General features: G+C 70.9%; 14 protein-coding genes. 8 read left to right on the top strand and 6 right to left on the bottom strand.

Going from position 1 to position 19,807, the window contains the following annotated elements:
• Positions 1-99: 99 nt before the first annotated feature.
• Positions 100-2,688, bottom strand: a complete 2,589-nt coding sequence (gene glgP, locus ASC58_RS07035; protein WP_056916984.1) for an alpha-glucan family phosphorylase — start codon at positions 2,686-2,688, stop codon at positions 100-102.
• Positions 2,689-2,832: 144 nt separating this feature from the next.
• On the opposite strand from glgP, the gene ASC58_RS07030 reads away from it, so the two are divergent.
• The 7 genes from ASC58_RS07030 (at position 2,833) to ASC58_RS20925 (ending at position 12,990) form a co-directional block, all read left to right on the top strand.
• Positions 2,833-4,935 carry an alpha-1,4-glucan--maltose-1-phosphate maltosyltransferase gene (locus ASC58_RS07030; protein WP_369796212.1) on the top strand — a complete coding sequence of 701 codons (2,103 nt, stop codon included), beginning with the start codon at positions 2,833-2,835 and terminating at the stop codon, positions 4,933-4,935.
• Entirely contained in the window at positions 4,935-6,644 is a 1,710-nt protein-coding gene (gene treS / locus ASC58_RS07025; RefSeq protein ID WP_056918792.1) for a maltose alpha-D-glucosyltransferase, read from the top strand. The genes ASC58_RS07030 and treS overlap by 1 nt, the downstream gene beginning before the upstream one ends.
• A complete protein-coding gene (locus ASC58_RS07020; RefSeq protein WP_056918873.1) occupies positions 6,637-8,073 on the top strand; it encodes a hypothetical protein in 1,437 nt (478 codons plus the stop codon). The genes treS and ASC58_RS07020 overlap by 8 nt, the downstream gene beginning before the upstream one ends.
• Complete coding sequence (gene glgB / locus ASC58_RS07015) at positions 8,070-10,562, top strand: 1,4-alpha-glucan branching protein GlgB (RefSeq protein WP_082553034.1); 2,493 nt, start codon at positions 8,070-8,072, stop codon at positions 10,560-10,562. The genes ASC58_RS07020 and glgB overlap by 4 nt, the downstream gene beginning before the upstream one ends.
• The gene (locus tag ASC58_RS07010; RefSeq protein WP_056918791.1) at positions 10,559-11,110 is read left to right on the top strand and encodes a VanZ family protein; all 552 of its coding nucleotides are present in this window, start codon (positions 10,559-10,561) and stop codon (positions 11,108-11,110) included. Before glgB ends, ASC58_RS07010 begins: the two co-directional genes overlap by 4 nt.
• Positions 11,107-12,750 carry a phosphoglucomutase (alpha-D-glucose-1,6-bisphosphate-dependent) gene (gene pgm / locus ASC58_RS07005; RefSeq protein ID WP_056916981.1) on the top strand — a complete coding sequence of 548 codons (1,644 nt, stop codon included), beginning with the start codon at positions 11,107-11,109 and terminating at the stop codon, positions 12,748-12,750. Before ASC58_RS07010 ends, pgm begins: the two co-directional genes overlap by 4 nt.
• Positions 12,751-12,819: 69 nt before the next feature.
• Positions 12,820-12,990 (top strand): hypothetical protein, encoded by a 171-nt coding sequence (locus tag ASC58_RS20925; protein ID WP_157581525.1) that lies wholly within the window; start codon positions 12,820-12,822, stop codon positions 12,988-12,990.
• Between the two features lie 95 nt (positions 12,991-13,085).
• On the opposite strand, the gene ASC58_RS07000 is transcribed toward ASC58_RS20925, so the two are convergent.
• From ASC58_RS07000 to ASC58_RS06985, 4 genes are read right to left on the bottom strand one after another with little or no spacing between them, the layout of a single operon-like run.
• On the bottom strand, positions 13,086-14,396 hold the full coding sequence (locus ASC58_RS07000; protein WP_056916980.1) for a RimK family alpha-L-glutamate ligase: 1,311 nt from the start codon (positions 14,394-14,396) through the stop codon (positions 13,086-13,088).
• A gap of 46 nt (positions 14,397-14,442) precedes the next feature.
• Positions 14,443-15,441 carry a tetratricopeptide repeat protein gene (locus ASC58_RS06995; protein WP_056916979.1) on the bottom strand — a complete coding sequence of 333 codons (999 nt, stop codon included), beginning with the start codon at positions 15,439-15,441 and terminating at the stop codon, positions 14,443-14,445.
• Between the two features lie 54 nt (positions 15,442-15,495).
• Positions 15,496-16,494 carry a hypothetical protein gene (locus ASC58_RS06990; RefSeq protein ID WP_056918790.1) on the bottom strand — a complete coding sequence of 333 codons (999 nt, stop codon included), beginning with the start codon at positions 16,492-16,494 and terminating at the stop codon, positions 15,496-15,498.
• The gene (locus tag ASC58_RS06985; RefSeq protein ID WP_157598390.1) at positions 16,491-17,141 is read right to left on the bottom strand and encodes a hypothetical protein; all 651 of its coding nucleotides are present in this window, start codon (positions 17,139-17,141) and stop codon (positions 16,491-16,493) included. The genes ASC58_RS06990 and ASC58_RS06985 overlap by 4 nt, the downstream gene beginning before the upstream one ends.
• Positions 17,142-17,287: 146 nt before the next feature.
• Between ASC58_RS06985 and ASC58_RS06980 the strand changes: the two genes are divergently transcribed.
• The gene (locus tag ASC58_RS06980) at positions 17,288-17,935 is read left to right on the top strand and encodes a TetR/AcrR family transcriptional regulator (protein WP_056916976.1); all 648 of its coding nucleotides are present in this window, start codon (positions 17,288-17,290) and stop codon (positions 17,933-17,935) included.
• A gap of 64 nt (positions 17,936-17,999) precedes the next feature.
• Here ASC58_RS06980 and ASC58_RS06975 read toward each other — a convergent pair whose 3' ends face one another.
• Positions 18,000-19,751 (bottom strand): methylmalonyl-CoA mutase, encoded by a 1,752-nt coding sequence (locus tag ASC58_RS06975; RefSeq protein ID WP_056918788.1) that lies wholly within the window; start codon positions 19,749-19,751, stop codon positions 18,000-18,002.
• Positions 19,752-19,807 lie beyond the last annotated feature (56 nt).

The following is a 19,807-nucleotide window of genomic DNA, read 5'->3' as shown; positions in this document are numbered from 1 at the left end:
CGTGGCAGACGCGCGCCGCCTGTCGGGGAGGTTCCCCGCAGACAGGTGTGCCGCGCGCCTCAGGGCGCGCGGCACAGCTGGGTATGGCGGGTGGTGGCGTCAGGCGTTGGCCACCAGGCCGAGCTCGCTCGTGCTGGCCAGCCCGGTGTGCCGGGGCAGCACGCGGACGGTGTAGCCGAACGCGCCGGTGCGGGCGAGGGCGAGGTCCCCGGCGAACTGGTGGCGACCACCCTCGTAGGACTCCACGAACGCCAGCGGCTCGCTCTGGACGTCACGCAGCTCGTCGGAGTCGCGCGCCGTGCCGTACACGACCTGCACCTCGACCTGGTCGGGGGTGAGGTCCCCGAGGGAGACGTACGCCCGGACGTGCAGCGTCTCGCCGATCTGAGGGGCGTCCGAGACGCCCGAGGACTCGACGTGGTCGACGTGCACGGACGGCCAGGTGGACCGGACCTTCGTCTTGTAGGCGGCGAGGTCGCGGGCACCCGCGTAGGTGTCACCGTCGAGCGCCCAGCCGGCGCGGGCCGCGGGCCCGTAGAGCTGGGTGGTGTAGTCGCGGACCATGCGGCTCGCGAGCACCTTCGGGCCGAGCGTGCGCAGGGTGTGGCTGATCATCGACAGCCAGTTCTGCGGCAGCCCGGTCTCGTCGACGTCGTAGAAGCGCGGCGCGACGGAGTTCTCGATGAGGTCGTAGAGCGCAGCCGCCTCGAGGTCGTCACGACGCTCCTCGTCCTCGACACCGTCGGCGGTGGGGATGGCCCAGCCGTTCTCGCCGTCGAACCACTCGTCCCACCACCCGTCGAGGATCGACAGGTTGAGGCCACCGTTGAGGGCGGCCTTCATGCCGGACGTGCCACAGGCCTCGAGCGGGCGCAGCGGGTTGTTGAGCCAGACGTCGCAGCCCGGGTAGAGGTACTGCGCCATGGCGATGTCGTAGTTCGGGAGGAACACGATGCGGTGGCGGATCTCGGGGTCGTCGGCGAAGCGGACCATCTGCTGGATGAGCTGCTTGCCGGTCTCGTCAGCCGGGTGGGACTTGCCCGCGATGACGAGCTGGATCGGCCGCTTGGGGTCGAGGAGCAGGCGCTTGAGCCGCGCAGGGTCGCGCAGCATCAGGGTGAGCCGCTTGTAGGTCGGCACGCGGCGGGCGAACCCGATGGTCAGCACGTCGGGGTCGAGGATGTCGTCGACCCAGCCGAGCTCGGCCGGGCTGGCACCGCGCTTCTTCCACGAGGAGCGGGTGCGACGGCGGGCCTCGAGGACCAGCTGCTGGCGCATCTCGCGCTTCGTGGCCCAGATCGCGTCGCGCGGGACCTCCTCGATGCGGTCCCAGGCGTCGTCGCGCTCGAGGTCGTGGGTGCCGAGGTGCTTGTCGGCGAGCTCGTAGACGCGGCGGTCGACCCAGGTGCCGGCGTGGACACCGTTGGTGACGCTGGTGATCGGGACCTCGTCGTCGTCGAACCCCGGCCACAGTCCGTCGAACATGCCGCGGCTGACGACACCGTGCAGCTGGGAGACGCCGTTGGCGCGACCGCCGAGGCGCAGGCCCATGACGGCCATGTTGAACATTCCGGACTGGCCGCCCGGATAGTCCTCCGCGCCCAGGGCCAGCAGCTTCTCGACCGGCACGCCGGCGACCGCCTGCTCACCGCCGAAGTGCAGCTCGATGAGGTCGGCGCCGAACCGGTCGATGCCGGCCGGGACGGGCGTGTGGGTCGTGAAGACCGTGGCGGCGCGGACGGCCTCGAGGGCTTCGTCGAACGACAGCCCGGCCGACTGGGTCAGCTCGTGGATGCGCTCGACGCCGAGGAACCCGGCATGGCCCTCGTTGGTGTGGTAGACGTCCGGGGTCGGGGCGCCGGTGAGGCGCGACCACAGGCGCAGGGCGCGGACGCCACCGATGCCGAGGAGCATCTCCTGCTGGAGACGCTGCTCGCCGCCACCGCCGTAGAGGCGGTTGGTGATGTTGCGGGCGGCCTCGTCGTTGTCCGGGACGTCGGAGTCCAGGAGCAGCAGCGGGACCCGGCCGACCTGGGCGCGCCAGACGTGGGCGTGCAGCTCCCGTCCACCGGGCAGCTCGAGGGTGATGACGCAGGGGGTGCCGTCGTCCTCGCGCAGCATGCTCAGGGGCAGGCCGTCTGGGTCGAGGACGGGGTAGGTCTCCTGCTGCCAACCGTCGCGGTTGAGGCTCTGCTTGAAGTAGCCGGTCTTGTAGAAGAGGCCGACACCGACGATCGGGACACCGAGGTCGGAGGCCGTCTTCAGGTGGTCGCCGGCGAGGATGCCGAGGCCACCGGAGTACTGCGGCAGCACCTCGGTGATGCCGAACTCCGGGCTGAAGTAGCCGATCGCCTTTGGGGCGCCCGAACCGTCCTCGTCCTGGGCCTGCGCCCACGCCTGGTACCAGCGCGGCTCGGTCAGGTAGGTGTCCAGGTCGGCCTTGGCCGAGGCGACGGCCGCGACGAACTCGCTGCTCGACGCGAGGTCGGCGAGCTCGGCCGGCGAGAGCGCCGACAGCAGGCGGACGGGGTCCTTGCGGACCTTCGCCCAACGCTGCGGGTCGATGCGCTCGAACAGGTCGCGCGTCGGGGGGTGCCAGGACCACCGGAGGTTGCTCGCCAGGTCGCCGAGAGCGGCAATCGGCTCCGGCAGGACAGTACGGACGCTGAAGCGTCGAATCGCCTTCACGAGGGGTGATCATAGGCCCACCGGCCGCCGGCAATGACGCCTTCTTGCAGATCTTTCAGAAAGTTTCAGGACGGCGGCACCCCAGCCGCCCACGCGCTGGCGCGGGGAGGTGCACGGGGCCCCAGACCGAGTAGCGTCGGGCGCGTGACTGCAACGCCCCCGGCAACCACACCCACCTCCCCCGACGCGCCCTCCACGGGCAGCACCGGCACCCGCCCCCAGGCGGCGCCCCCACCGACCACCCGACCACCCCAGACACCGATCGGCCGCATCCCGGTCCAGGACGTGAGCCCCGTCGTCGACGGCGGGGCCCGGCCTGCGAAGTCCGTGGTCGGTGAGCAGTTCACCGTGACCGCGACGGTCTTCCGCGAGGGCCACGACGCGGTCAACGCGTCCGTGGTGCTCACCGCGCCCGACGGCACCGAGCGGGTCCTGCCGATGACGAGCACGAACCCCGGCCTCGACGCCTGGGAGGCCGTCGTCGAGGCCGACACGGTCGGCTGGTGGTCCTACCGCGTGGAGGGATGGTCCGACCCCTACGGCACGTGGGAGCACGACGCCTCCATCAAGGTCGCCGCCGACATCGACGCCGAGATGATGCTCGAGGAGGGTGCCCGCATCCTGGAGCGGGCCGCCGCCGAGGTCCCCCGCGACGCGACGCAGAAGGCGGTGCTCGAGGACGCGGTCACCGCGCTCCGCGACACCCGACGCCCACCCCTGGCCCGCCTGCACGCCGGCACCGACCCCTCCGTGGAGCGCGAGCTCGCCGCCCGCCCGCTGCGCGACCACGTCAGCCCCTCGACCGACCTACCGCTGCTCGTCGAGCGCGAGCGGGCCCTGTACGGCGCGTGGTACGAGATCTTCCCCCGCTCCGAGGGCGCGGTGCAGGACCCGACCACCGGCAAGTGGACCAGCGGCACCCTGCAGACCGCCGCCAAGCGCCTCCCGGCCATCGCGGCCATGGGCTTCGACGTCGTCTACCTCACGCCGATCCACCCGATCGGCACGACGGCCCGCAAGGGGCCGAACAACACGCTCGAGGCCGGGCCCGACGACCCGGGCAGCCCGTACGCCATCGGTTCGCCCGACGGCGGGCACGACGCCATCCACCCGGACCTCGGCACGTTCGACGACTTCGACGCGTTCGTCGCCCGGACCGAAGAGCTCGGCATGGAGGTGGCGATGGACATCGCCCTCCAGTGCTCCCCCGACCACCCCTACGTGGAGACCAACCCCGAGTGGTTCACCACGCGGGCCGACGGCACCATCGCCTACGCGGAGAACCCGCCGAAGAAGTACCAGGACATCTACCCGCTGAACTTCGACAACGACCCGCAGGGGTCCTACGCCGAGATGCGCCGGATGATCCAGGTATGGATCGACCACGGGGTCAAGATCTTCCGCGTCGACAACCCGCACACGAAGCCGGTCGAGTTCTGGCAGTGGCTCATCGACGACGTCGCCCGCGAGTACCCCGAGGTGATCTGGCTGGCGGAGGCCTTCACCAAGCCGGCGATGATGCACTCGCTGGGCAAGGTCGGGTTCCAGCAGTCGTACACGTACTACGCCTGGCGCAACCAGAAGTGGGAGCTCACCGAGTACCTCGAGGAGCTCTCCGGTGAGGCCGCGGCATACATGCGTCCGTCGTTCTGGCCGACCACGCACGACATCCTCACGCCCTACATGCAGTTCGGCGGCCCGGCCGCCTGGAAGCTGCGCGCGGCCCTGGCGGCCACGCTGGTGCCGACCTACGGCATCTACGCCGGGTACGAGCTCATCGAGCACGTCGCCCGCCCCGGTGCCGAGGAGCAGATCGACAACGAGAAGTACCAGTACAAGAACCGCCACTGGGAGGACTACGAGCCCGGCGGCCCGAAGGAGGGCCAGTCGCTGGCCGGGTACCTCACGAGGATCAACGAGATCCGCCGCGAGCACCCCGCCCTGCACTGGCTGCGCAACATCACGTTCCACCACGTCGACGACGAGAACATCATGGCCTTCTCGAAGCGGCGCACCCTCCCGGACGGCAGCGAGGACATCATCGTCGTCGTCGCCAACCTCGACCCGCACAGCACGCGCGAGTCGACCGTCCACCTCGACATGCCCGCCCTGGGCCTCGGCTACGAGGACGGCATCGCCGCCCAGGACCTCCTGACCGGAGCGTCCTGGCACTGGGGCGAGCACGTCTACGTCCGACTCGGTCCCGAGACCGAGCCCGTCCACATCGTCGCCATCCGGAGGTTCTGATGCAGGGTCTCAACCTCAACCAGCCCGGCCTCAAGCACGACCCCGAGTGGTTCAAGACCGCGGTCTTCTACGAGGTGCTCGTCCGCGGCTTCGGCGACTCCAACGGCTCGGGGGCCGGTGACTTCACCGGGCTGATCGGCCGCCTCGACTACCTCCAGTGGCTCGGGGTCGACTGCCTCTGGCTGCCGCCGTTCTACGCCTCGCCGCTGCGCGACGGTGGGTACGACATCGCCGACTACACCGCGGTACTCCCCGAGTTCGGCACGCTGCCGGACTTCCAGGAGCTCGTGTCGCAGGCGCACGCCCGGGGCATCCGGATCATCACCGACTTCGTCATGAACCACACGAGCGACCAGCACCCGTGGTTCCAGGCGTCGCGCTCGGACCCCGAGGGCCCGTTCGGCGACTTCTACGTGTGGTCCGACACCGACGCACCGTACTCCGACGCCCGCATCATCTTCATCGACACCGAGGTCTCCAACTGGACCTTCGACCCGATCCGCCGCCAGTTCTTCTGGCACCGGTTCTTCTCCCACCAGCCGGACCTCAACTTCGAGAACCCCGCCGTGCACGAGGCGATGTTCGACGTGGTGCGGTTCTGGATGGACATGGGCATCGACGGCTTCCGCCTCGACGCGGTCCCCTACCTCTACGAGGAGGAGGGCCACAACGGCGAGAACCACCCCAAGACGCACCAGTTCCTCGCCAAGCTCCGGAAGATGGTCGACACGGAGTACCCGGGCCGCATCCTGCTCGCCGAGGCCAACCAGCCCCCGGCCGACGTCGTGGACTACTTCGGCACCGAGGAGGAGCCGGAGTGCCAGATGTGCTTCCACTTCCCCGTGATGCCGATGCTCTACTACTCGCTGCGCGAGGAGAAGGCGGCGCCGATCATCGACGTCCTCGCCGACACCCCGCCGATCCCGGCAGGCACCCAGTGGGGCACCTTCCTGCGCAACCACGACGAGCTGACCCTCGAGATGGTGACGCCGGAGCAGCGCGCCGCGATGTACGGCTGGTACTCCCCCGACCCGCGCATGCGCGCGAACGTCGGCATCCGGCGCCGCCTGTCGCCGCTGCTCGACAACAGCCGCGCCGAGATCGAGCTGATCAACGCCCTGCTGCTGTCGCTGCCCGGCTCACCGTGCCTCTACTACGGCGACGAGATCGGCATGGGCGACAACATCTGGCTCAACGACCGTGACGCGGTCCGCACGCCGATGCAGTGGACGCCCGACCGCAACGCCGGGTTCTCCGCCGCAGACCCGGGCAAGCTCTACCTGCCGGTGGTCTCCTCGCTCGTCTACCACTACAACAACGTCAACGTCGAGGCCCAGATGGCGACGAGCTCGTCGCTGCTGCACTGGGTGCGCGCGATGCTCGAGATCCGCAAGCGCCACCCCGTCTTCGGTCGTGGTGCGTTCGAGGTCTGCCCGTCCGACAACGACGCCATCCTGTCGTTCCTGCGCGTCGAGTGGGACCACGAGGACGGCGCCGACTCCGAGGCCGTGCTCTGCGTCAACAACCTGTCGAGCCGGCCCCAGGCCACGACGATCCGGGTGCCCGACGAGTTCACGGGCGCCCAGCTCGCCGACCTGTTCGGCGGCAACGGGTTCCCGAAGATCTCGGACGACGGCACCATCACCGTGACCCTCGGGTCGCGCGACTTCTTCTGGCTTCGGCTCGTGCCGGGTGCTGCCCGTGGCTGAGATCCACACCACCGCGAGCATCACGCCGACCAAGCTCGAGCTCGTCGGCCCGTGGATGGCGCGCCAGCGCTGGTATGCCGCCAAGGGCCGGCAGCCGGTGCTGCGCAAGCTTTGGTCGTGGCGCCTCGACGACCCCGCCGGCACCGTGGGCATCGAGACCCTCCTCGTCGCCGACGAGGGCGGCCCCGAGACGGTCGTGTACCAGGTGCCCCTCACCTACCGTGGCGCGCCGCTCGAGGGCGGCCAGCACGCGCTGGTCGGGACCATGGAGCACAGCGTCCTCGGGCCGCGCTGGGTCTACGACGGCGTGCACGACCCGGTCTACGCAGCCCAGCTCCTGGCCCTCGTGCTGGAGCAGACCACCCCGCAGGCCGGGAGCGCCTCCGACACCCCCGAGCCCGCGGTGGCGCCCCGTCGGCACCCGTCGTGGACGACGGAGACGACGCTCACGGGATCGCGCGTGCTCTCGGGCGAGCAGAGCAACACCTCCGTCATCTTCGACTGTGTCGACGACTCAGGTGCACCGAGGCCGTTGATCTGCAAGGTGTTCCGCACGCTCCAGGCCGGCGAGAACCCCGACGTGGTCGTGCAGGGCGCGCTCGCAGAGGCAGGTTCGCTCCGTGTCCCCGGCATGGTCGGGGCCGTCTCGGCCACCTGGCCGTCGGTCGACGGTGAGGGCTCCGACGTGGGCCACCTCGCCTTCGCCCAGGAGTTCTTCCCGGGCACCGAGGACGCGTGGCGGGTGGCACTTCGGGCCATCGCTGCCACGGAGGACTTCTCGGACCGGGCCCGCGACCTCGGGGCCGCGACCGCGGAGGTCCACTCCCGGCTGGCCGGGGTCATGCCGACCGAACCGGTCACCGCCGAGGCCGTGGCCACCACCGTCGCCGGGATGCGCGGGCGATACGTCGCCGCCGCTTCCGAGGTCCCCGCGCTGGCCGCCCACGAGCAACGCATCGCGACGCTGTTCGACCGGGCCGTCAACGCGAGCTGGCCCGCGCTGCAACGGATCCACGGCGACTACCACCTCGGCCAGGTCCTCCAGGTGGCTGGCCGCGGTTGGGTGCTCCTCGACTTCGAGGGCGAGCCGCTGCGACCGCTGTCCGAGCGCACCCGGCCCGACCTCGCCCTGCGCGACGTCGCCGGGATGCTGAGGTCCTTCGACTACGCGGGCGGCTCGTGGGAACAGGCCCACCCGGGGCACAGTGCCCGCGAGTGGGTGGCCTCCGCCCAGCGCGCCTTCCTCGAGGGGTATGCCGCGCAGTCCGGGCGGGACCCCCGCGAGGACGCGGTGCTGCTCACCGCGTTCCAGCTCGACAAGGCGCTGTACGAGGTCGTGTACGAGGCCCGCAACCGGCCGACCTGGTTGACCATCCCCACCACCGCGGTGGTCCGATTGCTTGACGATGCGAGGAAGGACCTTCCGTGAGCCCTTTCGGCAAGAAGGACAAGAAAGCCCCCAAGGCGAAGAAGACCGCTGCCGCCACTGAGCCGGTCGCGGCGGCCGCCGAGTCGGCCGCCGTCGAACCGACGGTGCAGGAGGCCGTGGCGCCGCACACCTCGCCCGAGGAGACGCTGGTCGAGAAGCCGGCTGGTTCGCCGTCGGCGCCCACGGCACCGACGACCGAGCCGCCCGTGGACCGCTCCCCCGAGCCGCTGCCGCCCGTGTCCACACCGGCCGAGGCGATCCGCGCCCTGGCCGACGGCCGCCACCAGCAGCCGCACGACCTGCTCGGGCACCACCTCGAGCCGGCCGGGCTGCGCGTGCGCGCCTACCGGCCGTTCGCGTCCACCGTTGCCGTGCGGTTCGCCGACGGCACCCGCCTCGACCTCGAGCACGAGTCCGACGGCGTGTGGGGCGGGCTGCGCGAGGGCCAGACCGAGACCCAGGACTACCGCCTCGCCGTGAGCTACGCGGACGGCGTCGAGCACGAGATGGACGACCCGTACCGGTTCGCCCCGACGCTCGGCCCGATCGACCTGCACCTCATCGGTGAAGGCCGCCACGAGCAGCTGTGGACCGTCCTCGGCGCCCACGTGCGCGAGTACGACGGTCCGCTCGGCCACGTCGTCGGCACGTCCTTCGCCGTGTGGGCGCCCCGGGCGCAGGCCGTGCACGTGGCCGGTGACTTCAACGGCTGGGACGGCCGCAGCCACCCGATGCGCCTGCTCGGCGAGTCCGGGGTCTGGGAGCTGTTCGTCCCCGGCGTCGGTGACGGGACGATGTACAAGTACCTCATCCGTGGCGCCGACGGGAAGGTGCGCGAGAAGGCGGACCCGATGGCCCAGGCCACGGAGCTGCCGCCGGCGACGGCGTCCTCGGTCGTCCAGTCGCGGTACGACTGGAACGACGCCGAGTGGCTGGCCGAGCGCACCGGGAGCAACCACCACGAGCAGCCGATGAGCATCTACGAGGTGCACCTCGGCTCGTGGCGCCGGGGCCACTCCTACCGCGACCTCGCGGAGCACCTGGTCAACTACGTGGCCGACCTCGGCTTCACGCACGTCGAGTTCATGCCGGTGATGGAGCACCCGTACCCCCCGTCCTGGGGCTACCACGTCACCAGCTACTACGCGCCGAGCGCGCGGTTCGGCCGCCCGGACGACTTCCGCTACCTCGTCGACCGGCTCCACCAGGCCGGCATCGGCGTCATCCTCGACTGGGTGCCCGGCCACTTCGCCACCGACCCGTGGGCCCTGGCCCGCTTCGACGGTCTGCCGCTCTACGAGCACCCGGACCCGCGCAAGGGCTGGCACCCCGAGTGGGGCTCCTACATCTTCGACTTCGGCCGGATGCAGGTGCGCAACTTCCTCGTGGCCAACGCGGTCTACTGGCTCGAGGAGTTCCACGTCGACGGCCTGCGCGTCGACGGCGTGGCCTCGATGCTCTACCTCGACTACGCCCGCAAGGACGGCGAGTGGGTGCCCAACATCCACGGCGGTCACGAGAACCTCGAGGCGGTGGGCCTGATCCAGGAGGCCAACGCCACGGCCTACAAGCGGGTCCCCGGCGTGGTGATCATCGCCGAGGAGTCCACGTCGTGGCCGGGCGTCACCAAGCCCACGAGCGAGGGCGGGCTCGGGTTCGGGCTGAAGTGGAACATGGGTTGGATGAACGACTCCTTGAAGTACCTCAAGGAGAACCCCATCCACCGCCAGTACCACCACCACCTCCTGACGTTCTCGCTCATGTACGCCTTCAGCGAGAACTACCTGCTGCCGATCAGCCACGACGAGGTCGTCCACGGGAAGGGGTCGTTGCTGCGCAAGGCTCCCGGGAGCCGCTACGACCAGCTGGCCACGGTCAGGGCGTTCCTCGCCTACCTGTGGAGCCACCCGGGCAAGCAGCTGCTGTTCATGGGCAGCGAGTTCGCCCAGGAGGCCGAGTGGGCCGACGGCCGCGAGCTCGACTGGTGGCTGCTCGACCACGCGGCGCACTACCGCGTGCACAACCTCGTCAAGGAGCTCAACCGCGTCTACCGAGAGAACTCCGCCCTCTGGGCGCTGGACTCCGACCCCGCGGGTTTCGAGTGGCTCGACGCCGACGACAACGCCGGCAACACCTACTCCTACCTGCGTTTCGGCACCCGCGACCGCCAGGGTCCTGTCGTCGCGGTGGCCGTGAACTTCGGCGGCCTCGCGCGGGAGTCCCTGCGCCTCGGGGTTCCCCGGGCCGGCGACTGGAAGGTCATCCTCGACACCAGCGGCTACGACGAGTTCGGCACGCCCAGCCAGGCAGAGGTGGTCGTCACCGCCCAGGAGCACGGGGCCCAGGGCCAGCCCTGGTCGGTCGAGGTCCGGGTGGCCGCCCTGTCAGCCGTCTACCTCGCCCCCGTGTCGAACGGCGACCAGGCGTCGGTCGAGTCCTCCGTCGCCGGGTCGCGCCAGGTGACCGCCGGGGAGGACACCGCCGGGTGACCCACGTCTGGGGCTACCGCATCCCGCTGCTCGTGGTCCCGGTGGTCCTCGCGTATGCCGCGGTGGCGGCGTGGTGGGTGTGGCGCGGCCGCGCCCACCTCGCCGTCACCCTCGAGCGGGTCCTGTTCGGTGGCGCGGTCGTGTTCGCCTCCGTCGTGACGATGTCGCCGCCCGGTCGGGCGGACAACGGCGTGCTGGCACCGAACCGGTCCTGCGCCATCCACGCGGTCGACCTCGGGCTCGCGGCGGTCACCGCCGACGACCAACGCATCCTCAACGTCCTCCTCCTGCTGCCCGTCGGGTTCTTGGCCGCCGCCGTCGCGGGCCGGCTGCGCGGTCCCGTCGCGCTGCTGGTCGTCATCGGCGCCGCGGCACTGCCCGTGGTGTTCGAGACCGGCCAGCAGGTGTTCCGCGGCCTGGACCGCGCGTGCGACACCACCGACCTCGCCGACAACCTCACGGGCGTCCTGCTGGGCCTGGCCGCCGGCGCCCTCGTCGTGGGACTGCGGTGGGCAGCCGGCCGCAACGCTGGCAGAGTGGCCCCATGAACGACCCGCGCGCAGGACAGCCCGCAGAACCCTCTGACCTGGTCGACGTGCCCCATCTCGTCACCGCGTACTACACGCTGGTCCCCGATCCCGACGACCTCGACCAGCAGGTCGCGTTCGGCACGTCCGGGCACCGGGGTTCGAGCCTGCGCACCGCGTTCAACGAGACCCACATCCTCGCGACGACCCAGGCCATCTGCGACTACCGGTCGTCGCAGGGGTACGACGGTCCGCTCTTCGTCGGCCGGGACACGCACGCGCTGTCGGAGCCCGCGTGGGCCTCGGCCCTGGAGGTGCTCGCCGCCAACGACGTCATCGTCCTCGTCGACGACCGCGACGGGTACACGCCGACCCCGGCCGTCAGCCACGCCATCATCCGCGCCAACGAGGGACGCACCAGCGGCACCGCCCTGGCCGACGGCATCGTCGTCACCCCGTCGCACAACCCGCCCTACGACGGTGGGTTCAAGTACAACCCTCCCCACGGCGGGCCGGCGGACTCCGACGCCACCAAGGTGATCGCCGCCCGGGCGAACGAGCTGATCGCCGGCGGCCTGGCGGACGTCCGCAGGATCCCCTTCGAGCGGGCCCGCAAGCACGCGCAGGGCTACGACTTCCTCGGCACCTACGTCGACGACCTGCCCGACGTCGTGGACCTCGCCCGCATCAAGGAGGCCGGCGTCCGGATCGGCGCGGACCCCCTCGGTGGCGCTGCCGTCGCGTACTGGGGCGAGATCGCCGACCGCCACGGGATCGACCTCACCGTGGTCAACCCCCTCGTCGACCCCACCTGGCGCTTCATGACGCTCGACTGGGACGGCAAGATCCGGATGGACTGCTCGTCCCCCTCGGCCATGGCCTCGCTCATCGCCCGCAAGGACGAGTACGACATCGCCACGGGCAACGACGCCGACTCCGACCGCCACGGGATCGTCACCCCCGACGCGGGACTGATGAACCCCAACCACTTCCTCGCCGTGGCGATCCAGTACCTGTTCGGTGGGGCGCGCCCCGACTGGCCGGACGGCGCCGCCATCGGCAAGACCCTCGTGTCCTCGTCCATGATCGACCGCGTGGCCTCCGACCTCGGGGCACGGCTGGTCGAGGTGCCGGTCGGGTTCAAGTGGTTCGTGCCCGGGCTCATCGACGGGAGCTTCGGGTTCGGCGGCGAGGAGTCGGCCGGTGCGTCCTTCCTGCGGCGCAGCGGCGCTGCCTGGACGACCGACAAGGACGGCATCCTCCTCGCCCTGCTCGCGTCCGAGATCCTCGCGGCGACCGGCACGTCACCGAGCCAGCACTACGCGGACCTGACCGCCCGCCACGGGGACCCGGCCTACGCCCGCATCGACGCGGCCGCCGACCGCGAGCAGAAGGCGAAGCTCGCGGCCCTGTCCCCGGAGGACGTCGCTGCGAAGTCCCTTGCAGGAGAACCGATCACGGCCAAGCTCACCCGGGCCCCCGGGAACGACGCGGCCATCGGGGGGCTGAAGGTGACGACGGAGAGCGCGTGGTTCGCCGCCCGCCCCTCCGGCACCGAGGACGTCTACAAGATCTACGCCGAGTCCTTCCAGGGCCCCGAGCACCTGGCCCAGGTGCAGGCCGAGGCCAAGGAGGTCGTCGACGCCGCCCTGCGCGGCTGAACCCGTGGCTTCGCTGTGAGCGGACAGGTGTGAGGAACAACTCGGACATCCGTCGGCGTTGACACCGACATGACGCCCACGAACACCCCACGCCAGCCCGGGCCCCGCACCTTCCCGCGTGCGAGCAGCACCGGTCCGAACCTCGCCACCCTCGACCGGGTCCGTGGCCTGCGCCGCCCCAGGCTCATGCAGCCGGAGGCCCGCCGCCACCAGATCGAGCAGGAGTGCCGGGCCTGCTGAGGTCCCACCACTCCTGTCGTCCGACGGGCTCCGCCACCTCGGCGGGGCCCGTCAGTCGTGTCCGGGGGCCCGTCAGTCGTGTCCGGGGCCGTCGGTCAGTCCGTCAGGGCCGGCGCCGGCCCACCGACGACGGCCTCGTCAGCCGCCGAGGGCCCGGGGCGCAGCCGGGACGTCTCGTCGGACACCCACAGCCGGGTGAGGCCACCGAAGTGGCCCTCGAACTTGTCCCACTCGTGCTGTGGGTAGGTCGAGCGGATCGTGTCGGTGAGGAGCCCGCGGAAGTCGGCTGAGTCGACCCACTCGAGCACCATCTCGTCGAGGTGCGGCAGGGCGGCATCGCAGAACTCGCGGTACCGGTCGGTCTCGAAGTGGTCGTCCGCGAGCCCCTGGTAGGCCGCGAGCTTGGCTTGGTAGTCCAGCGCGGGGTCGTCGGCGATCTCGAACCACGGCCCGGTGTCGACCTGGGTCTTGGCCTTGCGACCGGTCGCGACGCAGAACACCGACCACTTGAGCAACGCCTTCATCGCCCACGGGAAGTAGTAGTGCAGGGACGTCACCGCGACGTCGGGGCAGGCGTTGGCGTAGTCGATCGGGTAGACCACTCCGTCCTTGACGAGCATCTCGCAGGAGTTGAACTCCCACCGGAAGAACGCGTTGACCGTCTGGGCGATGGTGACCGCCTCGGTGCCGACGCCCTCGGAGAGGAAGCCGTGCTCGACGGCATACCGGTTGTGCATGGGCTCGTCCGGGCGGAACTTCATGACCATGCTCTCGGGCCCGATGGTCAGCGCCCGCGCGAACACCTCGAACCCGTCGACCGACTTCTGCAGGTGCATGAGCATCTCGCCGGAGTCGTCGTAGGCCTCGTGCAGGTCGGCCCGGTCCTTGATCTGGGAGACACCGCGCCAGGCACCACCGTCGAACGGCTTCATGAACATGGGGTAGCCGAGCTCGTCGGCGATGCGGTCGAGGTCGAAGGACTTGTTGTACTTCTCGGAGGTGAAGGCCCAGCGCGCGTTGTCGAGGGGGTTCTTGTACGGCACGAGGACGGTCTCGGGGACGTTCATGCCGAGCCGCAGCAACGCGCAGTACGCCGAGTGCTTCTCCATCGACTGGAACGTGAACGGGCTGTTGAGCAGGTACACGTCGTCCATCAGGGCGACCTTCTTGAGCCATTCGCGCGGGTGGTAGTACCAGTGCGCGAGGCGGTCGATCACGAGGTCGTGCCGGGGCTTGTCCCGCAGGTTGAAGGGTTCGATCGTGACGCGCTCGGTCGAGACCCGGTGCTCCGTGCCGTCCGGCCCGGTGACGACGCCCATGCGCTGCGCGAGCGTCTCGAACGCGCGCGGCCAGTCACCCTCCGCGCCGAGGAGCAGGCCGATGAGGTGTTCCTTCGAGTTCGCCATGCGCCCCATCCTGTCGGCTGGGGCGCCTGCCCGAAAGTGGAGACGTCTAGAACAACGCGCTCATCAGGGAGGTCCGCGCCCTGCGCACCCGCTCGTCGTGCGCCCCGACCACGGCGAACAGCTGCACGAGGTGGACCCGCGCCTGCTCACGCTCGTCACCGCTCGTGGCACGCACCAGGTCGATGAGGCGCAGGAACGCGTCCTCGACGTGGCCGCCGAGGATGTCGAGGTCCGCGACGAGGCTCTGGGCGGCGACGTCCGTGGGGTTCTCCGCCGCTGCCGCGCGGGCTGCCTGGAGGTCCGCCCCCTCGGTGCGCTGCATCAGCCCGACCTGGGCCAGGCCCAGCTCGGCGTCGCCGTCCGCGGGGTTCGCCTTGAGCGCCTGCGTGTATGCCGCGTGGGCGGCGTCGAGGTCGCCCCGCTCGATGGCGTCGTACGCCTCCTGGTGCAGCGGCGGGAGCGGCGGCTCGGCCGCCTCGTCGTCGCCGTCCTGCGGCTCGGCCGCGGTGACCTCGACCCGGCCGGTCACGCCGTGCTGCACCGCGAGCCCGAGGAACTCCTCGAGGATCGGGCGCACGGCCTCGGCCGGCTGGACCCCCGCGAACATCGGGACCGGCTGGCCCTGGACCAGGCCCATGGTCACCGGGACGCTCTGGACCTGGAAGGCGCGCAGCAGCGTGGGGTTCTGCTCGACGTCGACGCTGACCACCTGGAGGCGACCCGCGTGCGCCCCGGCCAGCTCGACGACGGTGTCGAGGTAGGCGCGGGACTCCGGCACCTGCGAAGCCCACAGGACGAGCAGGAGGGGGACGCTGACCGAGGCGTTCGCGACCTCCTGGAAGTTCGCGTCCGTGCCCTCGACGACCAGGCCCGAGCGACCGGGAACGCCCGTGGCCGCGGCGCCGCCCTGGCTCGCCGCCCCCTGGCCCGCAGCCGGACCGGCGCCGGCGGCCCCGGCCGGAGCCCGGGTCGGGGTGGTGCCCTTCAGGCCGGTGAGGTCGACGGCCCCACGCAGGCCTCCAGCGGTGAACGGCTGCTCAGTCATGGTCCCGATTCTTCCTCACTGCGCGACCTCGTGCGTACGCGGCCTCCTGCAGGCTCAGGAACCCTTGGCGGAGAACAGCACCTCGTCGGCGCCGACGACACCGGCCGTCCCGTCGGCGGGCACGGTGAACACCACCGTCTCGTACGACTTGAGCTCGGCACTGGTCGTCAGCGTCTTCTTCTTCACCAGGCGCTGGAACTCGGCGCTGGGGGTGAGCGACTTGCCGCCCGCCTTGAGCGTGATCGTGTCGGTGCGCTCGAGGAGGGAGAACACCAGGGCGCCGCCACCGCGCAGCGCGATGGACACCGTCTGCTCCGGCTGCGCCTCGTGCACCTGCTTGAGCGTCGCGAGCTTGCCGAAGGCCTTCGCCTGCGCGGCGGCGTTGGCGCGCACCGAGGCCGCGAAGGGGTCATCGGTGCCGACCGCCTCGGCCTTGGCCGGGGAGGGGTAGGCGAGGCTGGCGGCATACTGCTTGACGAGCGCGTCGGGGGCCACCGCGAGCCTGGTGTCCTTGGTGACCATGGGGGAACCGGAGTCCAGGGAGTCCAGAGCAGCGACCTGCGTGCCGGGCGCCATGGTGACCGACGTGCTCAGGCGGAACGGCGTCTTCGCGTCGGGCGAGGTCAGCAGGTTGAGCCGGGCCGCTCCCGTCGCCGTCGTGGTCTGGGCCAGGATCAGGCGCGGGAAGGTCGTGCCGCGCGACACCGCGAGCACCTTGGGCGCCTCGGTCCGCTTGAGGGGGGCGGGAGTCGTGGTGGCGGCGGGGTCGACCTCGAGCTTGCTCGCGGCGTTCGCGACGGCGAGCGCGCTCCCGGTCAGGGCCCGCTCACGAAGGGCCTGGCCCTCCGCGGCGGGGGCCGCGGCGGCCTCGTCGGCCTGGGCGATCACGCGCTCGGCGATCTTCTGGGCACTGCCCGCGTCGACCGGGGCGGTGGTCGTCACCTGGGACGGTGCGTCGTCCACACCGACCAGGGCGCTGCCCGCACCGCAGCCCGTGAGGGCGAGGGTGAGGGCCCCGGCGGCGACGATCGCGGGGGTGTTCAGGCTCCTCATACGGTCGCCTCCTCGGTGGGGCGGGCAGGTTCGGTCGTGGCGGGGCGGGCTCCGCGGCGGCGTTCCTGCCACAGCCCGGCGACACCGGCCGCGGCGGCGAGCAGGCCGACCAGGCTGACGAGCAGGGCCTGGAAGAACCAGGTGCGGCGCTCGATGGTCACGGTGAGGCGGCTGATGTCGGCGGGCTTGCCGTCGGCGGTGGCGAGCACGACCGCCTCGGGGGCGTTCTCCTGGCGCACCTGGAGGCGCACTCGGCCGTTCCCTTGCACCGCCTCGCGCCAGATGTCGGCTCCGGCGAGAGCGGGCGCCGCACCGGCACCCGACTGCGACGCGACGAGCGACCAGGAGCGGACGTGCGCACCGGTGACGCGCGTGACGTCGGCGCCGCCGACGATCGCCTCGGCGTCGGACGGGGTGGCGCGGCCGGCGAACACCGGGCTCTTGCCGCGCGTCACCACCGTCACCGTGGTGGGACGGTCGACACGGTTGAGGACGGAGGGCTCGACGACGACGATGCTCCCCTTCGCGGGCGTGGTCGTGAACGTCGCGCTACCGGTGGGACCCAGGTGGAACGTGAACCACGACCCCAGGCCGAGCAGCACGATCCCGACCACGGTCAGCACGGCCAGCACAGCGCGTTTGGCCACCTTCGACACAGTCAGATTCCTTACGTGAGTGGGCCGGCACGGGAGAGTTCCCCGCACCGGCATCGTCCTCCACCATGACCCAGACGCCTCCAGAGGACAAATCCTCCGCCCCACAAACCGGGACGTCGGTGGCATGATCGCCCCTAATGACCACTCGAGCCCGGCACAGTCGCCACCGCCGACCCGGACGCCCCCGCGAGGAGTCGACGGAGCAGGCGATCACGGCCGCGGCACGCCAGGTGCTCGCCGACAAGGGTGTCGCGCGGATGTCCATGGAGCACGTCGCGGCCAAGGCCGGTGTGGCCAAGAGCACGCTGTACCGGCGGTGGCCGAGCAAGGTCGAGCTGGCCGTCCACGCCGTCGCCGCGACGTTCGACGAGATCGAGGTCGGCGACCACGGATCGCTCGCCGAGGACATGCGTTCGGGCATCGAGGAGGCCGCCCGCCTCCTGCGCGACCCCTCCACCGGCGGAGCGTATGCCGCGTTGCTCGCCGAGTCGGCCCGCGACCCCGAAGGCGTCGGGAAGCAGGTCCGCGAGTCGCTGTCGACGCGGCTGCACGCCCTCGTCGCGACGTCGGTCGCCCGGGCCATCGAGCGCGGGGAGATCCGCGACGACATGGTCGACGTCGACCTGCTCGCCGACGTGGTGGTGGGTTCGGTGATGCACCGTTCGCTGGCCACCGGGGTGCCGGACCAGGCGTTCGTCGACGGCCTCATCGAGCTGCTCGCCGACGTCGCGTACGCCCGGCTGCACCGCGCCGCCAGCGCTGCGCGCGCCGCCCAGGACCGCTGACGGAGTAAGGGTCGGGCGGGAGCGTGCAGCTCCGCCCGACCCTCGGTCGGTGTCGACCGTCCGGTCAGAAGCGAGCCGGCTCGCGGTAGATGCCCCACTCGTCGCGCAGGGCGTTGCAGATCTCTCCCAGCGTGGCCTCGGCCCGGACCGCGTCGAGCATCGCCGGGAGCATGTTGTCGTCGGTGCGGGCCACCTCGACCATGTGGGCCACGGCGGCACGGACGGCGTCCTCGTCGCGGGCCGCCTTGCGGGTGGCCAGAGCCGCCACCTGCTCGGTCTCGACCTCGTGGCTGACGCGCAGGATCTCGAGCTCGTGGGTGACCGAGGCGGTGTGGCAGTTGACGCCGACGACCTTCTTGTCACCCTTCTCGAGGGCCACCTGGTACTGGAAGGCGGCCTCGGCGATCTCGGACATGAACCAGCCCTCCTCGATGCCACGCAGGATGCCGCGCGTCATGGGCCACTCGTTGCCGGGCTTGCCGGTGTTCTCCGCGACGAGCGACGCCAGCCCCTCGGTGTCCTTGGTCGTCAGGTCGCTGCCGCCCATGGTGAGGATGCGGTCGAAGATCTTCTCGGCCTCGGCCTCGATCTGGTCGGTGAGCGCCTCGACGTACCAGCTCCCGCCGAGCGGGTCGGCGACGTTGACGACACCGGTCTCCTCCATGATCACCTGCTGCGTGCGCAGCGCGATCTCGGCGGCCTGCTCGCTCGGGAGCGCCAGGGTCTCGTCGAGGGCGTTGGTGTGCAACGAGTTCGTGCCACCGAGGACGGCGGCGAGCGCCTCGACGGCGGTGCGGACGACGTTGTTGTACGGCTGCTGGGCGGTGAGGCTGACCCCGGCGGTCTGCGTGTGGAACCGCAGCCACTGCGCCTTGTCCGTCTTCGCGCCATACACGTCCCGCAGCCAGCGGGCCCAGATGCGGCGGGCCGCACGGAACTTCGCGATCTCCTCGAAGAAGTCCAGGTGGCTGTCGAAGAAGAACGAGAGGCCGGGCGCGAAGGTGTCGATGTCCAGTCCACGCGAGAGACCCAGCTCGACGTACCCGAAGCCGTCGGCGAGCGTGAACGCCAGCTCCTGCGCGGCCGTGGAGCCGGCCTCGCGGATGTGGTAGCCGGAGACCGACAGCGGCTTGTAGTCGGGGATCTTCTCGGCGCAGTACTCCATGAGGTCGCCGATGAGGCGCAGGTGCGGCTCGGGCGCGAACAGCCACTCCTTCTGCGCGATGTACTCCTTGAAGATGTCGGTCTGCAGGGTGCCGTTGAGCACCCCGAGGTCGACGCCCTGGCGCTCGGCGGCGACGAGGTACATGCAGAACACCGGGACCGCCGGGCCGCTGATGGTCATCGACGTGGTGATCTGCTCGAGCGGGAGCTCGTTGAACAGCACCTCCATGTCGGCGGCCGAGTCGATCGCCACCCCGCAGTGGCCGACCTCGCCGAGCGCCATGGGGTCGTCGGAGTCGCGGCCCATCAGGGTCGGCATGTCGAACGCGACGGACAACCCGCCGCCGCCACGCTCGAGGATCATCTTGTAGCGCTCGTTGGTCTGCACGGCGTTGCCGAAGCCGGCGAACTGACGGATCGTCCACGTGCGACCTCGGTACCCGGTCGGGTAGAGGCCACGGGTGAAGGGGAACTCCCCCGGCCAGCCGATGCGCTCGGGGGCCTCGCCGTCGGTGGGGCCGTAGGCGGGCTGGACCTCCATCCCGGAGAGCGTGGTGAAGTCGGCGTCGCGCACCCGACCGGTGGACTGGGCTGCGTCGTAGCGCGCCTGCCAGCGCGCGGCGCCGGTCTGGTCGGGAGTGGTCTGCGTCATACCCGGCAATTTACTAGGACGTCCTACTAATCACCAATCCCTCGCTGGATTGGGTG

The organism is Phycicoccus sp. Root101 (assembly GCF_001426245.1).
In the GTDB taxonomy this organism is placed as follows: domain Bacteria; phylum Actinomycetota; class Actinomycetes; order Actinomycetales; family Dermatophilaceae; genus Pedococcus.
The sequence above is the reverse complement of the archived record's forward strand: the minus strand, read 5'-3'. Positions and strand labels throughout refer to the sequence as shown.

Bases quoted from the DNA above. Each gene is read 5' to 3' on its own strand.
- treS (WP_056918792.1), top strand. From the start codon at position 4,935: ATGCAGGGTCTCAACCTCAACCAGCCCGGCCTCAAGCACGACCCCGAG.
- pgm (WP_056916981.1), top strand. From the start codon at position 11,107: ATGAACGACCCGCGCGCAGGACAGCCCGCAGAACCCTCTGACCTGGTC.
- ASC58_RS20925 (WP_157581525.1), top strand. From the start codon at position 12,820: ATGACGCCCACGAACACCCCACGCCAGCCCGGGCCCCGCACCTTCCCG.
- ASC58_RS07000 (WP_056916980.1), bottom strand. From the start codon at position 14,396: ATGGCGAACTCGAAGGAACACCTCATCGGCCTGCTCCTCGGCGCGGAG.
- ASC58_RS06995 (WP_056916979.1), bottom strand. From the start codon at position 15,441: ATGACTGAGCAGCCGTTCACCGCTGGAGGCCTGCGTGGGGCCGTCGAC.
- ASC58_RS06990 (WP_056918790.1), bottom strand. From the start codon at position 16,494: ATGAGGAGCCTGAACACCCCCGCGATCGTCGCCGCCGGGGCCCTCACC.
- ASC58_RS06980 (WP_056916976.1), top strand. From the start codon at position 17,288: ATGACCACTCGAGCCCGGCACAGTCGCCACCGCCGACCCGGACGCCCC.
- ASC58_RS06975 (WP_056918788.1), bottom strand. From the start codon at position 19,751: ATGACGCAGACCACTCCCGACCAGACCGGCGCCGCGCGCTGGCAGGCG.